4 protein-coding genes are annotated in these 3418 nt (G+C 69.5%); all 4 read right to left on the bottom strand.

Translation table 11 applies throughout. The annotated features are described in order from the left end of the window. On the bottom strand, nt 1–879 hold an 879-nt coding region (gene proB, locus I0Q12_RS00805), incomplete at its 3' end, for a glutamate 5-kinase (RefSeq protein WP_197250144.1). A 35-nt stretch (nt 880–914) separates the two neighbouring features. Further along, on the bottom strand, nt 915–2372 hold the full coding sequence (gene obgE, locus I0Q12_RS00800) for a GTPase ObgE (RefSeq protein WP_197250143.1): 1458 nt from the start codon (nt 2370–2372) through the stop codon (nt 915–917). Nucleotides 2373–2544: 172 nt separating this feature from the next. Next, the gene (rpmA, locus tag I0Q12_RS00795; protein WP_197250142.1) at nt 2545–2808 is read right to left on the bottom strand and encodes a 50S ribosomal protein L27; all 264 of its coding nucleotides are present in this window, start codon (nt 2806–2808) and stop codon (nt 2545–2547) included. 37 nt (nt 2809–2845) lie between these two features. Continuing rightward, on the bottom strand, nt 2846–3157 hold the full coding sequence (gene rplU / locus I0Q12_RS00790) for a 50S ribosomal protein L21 (protein WP_197250141.1): 312 nt from the start codon (nt 3155–3157) through the stop codon (nt 2846–2848). Between the last annotated feature and the right edge of the window lie 261 nt (nt 3158–3418).

Below are 3418 nucleotides of genomic sequence, written 5' to 3'. Positions count from 1 at the left end.
CTCGACGACAGCGCGGACCGCCCCGGCGTCGAGGTGCAGCTCACCGTGGACGTCGGCGGCGTGCCGCACCCAGAACCTGCGGGCGGACATGCGGTCCGGGCGGGCCGCGAAGGCGGTGCCGACGTCCGCGGTCGTGAGCGCCCGATCGGCCTGCGAGGCGGCGGTGAGCAGCACCGGCACCCCCGAGTCGGCGGCCAGGCGCGCCGCGGACAGTTTCGACGCCATCCCGCCGGTGCCGAGTGCGCCGCCGGATCCGGCGACAACCCCGTCGAGGTCCTCGGGGCTGGTGACCTCGGGGATCAGCGTGGCGCTGCCCTTGCGGGGATCACCGTCGTAGAGACCGTCCACATCCGACAGCAGGATCAGCGCGTCGGCGCCGACGAGGTGCGAGACGAGCGCGGCGAGCCGGTCGTTGTCGCCGAACCGCAGTTCCGTGGTCGCGACCGTGTCGTTCTCGTTGACGACCGGAACGGCGTGCAGCGCCCGCAGCCGGTCCAGGGTGCGCTGTGCGTTGCGGTGCTGGGTCCGGCGGCCGATGTCGTCCGCGGTGAGCAGCACCTGACCGACGGTGCGGCCGTAGCGGGCGAAGGACGTGCCCCACGCGTGGGCGAGCGCGAGCTGGCCGACGCTGGCGGCGGCCTGCTTGGTGGCCAGGTCGCGAGGCCGGCTGGTCAGCCCGAGTGGCGCGAGACCGGCGCCGACCGCCCCGGAGGACACGACCGTGACGTCGGACCCCGCCTGCATGCGGGCCTCGATCGCGTCGACGAGCCGGTCCAGGCGGTCACGGTCGAGGCCGCCGACCACGCTGGTGATGGCCGACGAGCCGATCTTCACGACTACGCGGCGTGCGGAAGCGATGACCTCGCGGGTGTCGCTCACGGTGGTTCTGGCCTGCCTTTCGGGTGGGCGCCGATCTAGAATTCGTCGTCGTCGGTGGCGAGACCGCGACGGACCTTCTTCGCGTGACGACGCTCGGATGCGCTGACGCGGTCGACCTGGTCGAGCCGCGCGTCGGTGCCGCGTCCGGTGGGCACGATGTCGACACCGGCCTGGGTCTGCGGCTCCCATTCGAAGCTGACGTCGCCGATGGTGACGTAGCAGCCCGGTTCGGCGCCCTGCTTGACGAGTTCTTCCTCGACACCGAGCCGCGCGAGCCGGTCGGCGAGGTAGCCGACGGCCTCGTCGTTGTCGAACGCGGTCTGCCGCACCCAACGTTCCGGCCGGGTGCCGCGGACGATGAAACCGCCGGGGGTCTCCGGGTCGGCGATGACGCTGAAGCCGGATTCGTCGCGGGCCACCGGCCGGATGACCGGACGCTTCGGTGCCGCCGGCGGATGCGCGGCCCGGTACTCCTCGACCATCCGGGCCAGCGCGAACGTCAGCGGACGCAGACCTTCACGGCTGACCGCCGAGATGGTGAACACCGGCCAGCCGCGGGCCTCGAGTTCCGGGGTGACGAACTCGGCGAGTTCGGCGGCGTCGGGCACGTCGGCCTTGTTGAGGATGACGATCCGGGGCCGGTCGGCGAGATCGCCGAGGCTGCTGTCCCCCGACAGCGCCGGCTGGTAGGCGGCGAGTTCGGCTTCGAGTGCGTCGATGTCGGAGATCGGGTCGCGGCCCGGTTCGAGGGTCGCGCAGTCGACGACGTGGGCGAGCACCGCGCAGCGTTCGATGTGCCGCAGGAAGTCCAGGCCCAGGCCGCGGCCTTCGCTCGCGCCCGGGATCAGGCCCGGCACGTCGGCGACGGTGAAGGTCGTGTCGCCCGACTGCACGACACCGAGATTCGGGACCAGCGTGGTGAACGGGTAGTCGGCGATCTTCGGCTTCGCCGCGGACAGCACCGACACCAGCGACGACTTGCCCGCGGACGGGAAACCGAGCAGGCCCACGTCGGCGACGGACTTGAGTTCGAGGACGAGGTCGCGTTCTTCGCCTTCCTCACCGAGCAGCGCGAAGCCGGGGGCCTTGCGGGCCTTGGAGGCGAGCGCGGCGTTGCCGAGACCACCGCGGCCGCCCTTCGCCGCGACGAACCGGTTGCCGACGCCGATGAGGTCGGCGAGCACCTTTCCGTCGGAGTCGAGGACGACGGTGCCGTCGGGCACCTTGAGCACCAGGTCGGCGCCGTTCGCGCCGTCGCGGTTGCTGCCCGCGCCCTGCGCGCCGTTGGTGGCCTTGGCGTGCTGGTGGAAGTGGAAGTCGAGCAGCGTGTGCACGCTGCCGTCCACTTCGAGGATCACGTCGCCGCCGTTGCCCCCGTTACCGCCGTCGGGGCCGCCGAGCGGCTTGAACTTCTCGCGATGGACGGAGGCGCAACCGTTGCCGCCCTTGCCGGCGCTGACGTGCAGCACCACCCGGTCGATGAAGCGGGACATGGGTGGACCTCTCTCCGTCCGAAGAACCGATGACATTGGGCATCGGGGTGTATACGAAAATCAGGGGTGTAAACGAAAACAGTAGGGGCGGACCGGGTATGCGACCCTGGTCCGCCCCTACTGGGAGTATGTCGCGAGGGACACCCTCGCAGCGTCCGAATCGGACGGCAGATCAGGCGTCTGCCGCGACCGGAACGATGTTGACGGTCTTGCGACCGCGCTTGGTGCCGAACTCGACCGAGCCGGCAGCAAGGGCGAACAGCGTGTCGTCGCCGCCGCGTCCCACGTTCACGCCGGGGTGGAAGTGGGTGCCGCGCTGACGCACGAGTATCTCGCCGGCGTTGACGGCCTGGCCGCCGAAACGCTTGACGCCGAGTCGCTGCGCGTTCGAATCGCGACCGTTACGGGAGCTGGATGCACCCTTCTTGTGTGCCATGACGAACCCTCCTGGGGTTGAAGCTGGAAGTCTCGAGTTACTTGATGCCGGTGACCTTGACGACCGTCAGCTTCTGACGGTGGCCCTGGCGCTTGTGGTAACCGGTCTTGTTCTTGAACTTGTGGATGCGGATCTTCGGGCCCTTGGTGTGCTCGACGATCTCACCGGTGACCGAGACCTTGGCCAGCTTGTCGGCGTCGGTGGTCAGCTCGGACCCGTCGACGACGAGGACCGGAGCAAGCGAGACAGCCGTGCCGGGCTCACCCTCGATCTTCTCGACCTTGACGAGGTCGCCCTCAGCGACCTTGTACTGCTTACCGCCGGTCTTGACGATCGCGTACGTTGCCATCGGACGGCTACCCCTTGCTAGTTCGAACGTGCTCGCGCCACGGTGTGCAGCGCGACTGGTCTGTGTGGTTGCTGACTCGGAGCCCGCAAGCTTGCCCGATTTCTCGGATTTCCCGGAATCCAGGCGCAGCACGGCTCTATCGCGAGTAGCGACTGTGCAAGATTACGGGAAGGTGACTGCCAGGGTCAAACCGGCGACACCCGACTGTGTCGAACGACGCCCGGGCCGTGTCGGACCACGCCCGGCACCCCGGCAGCCGCC

The sequence above is a fragment of the Rhodococcus sp. CX genome, assembly GCF_015865005.1.
Taxonomy (GTDB): domain Bacteria; phylum Actinomycetota; class Actinomycetes; order Mycobacteriales; family Mycobacteriaceae; genus Rhodococcus.
This window is presented reverse-complemented; position numbering and strand designations above follow the sequence as displayed.

What these genes read in the sequence shown, in the direction of transcription:
- obgE (WP_197250143.1), bottom strand. Translation starts at nt 2,372, where the DNA reads ATGTCCCGCTTCATCGACCGGGTGGTGCTGCACGTCAGCGCCGGCAAG.
- rplU (WP_197250141.1), bottom strand. Translation starts at nt 3,157, where the DNA reads ATGGCAACGTACGCGATCGTCAAGACCGGCGGTAAGCAGTACAAGGTC.
- rpmA (WP_197250142.1), bottom strand. Translation starts at nt 2,808, where the DNA reads ATGGCACACAAGAAGGGTGCATCCAGCTCCCGTAACGGTCGCGATTCG.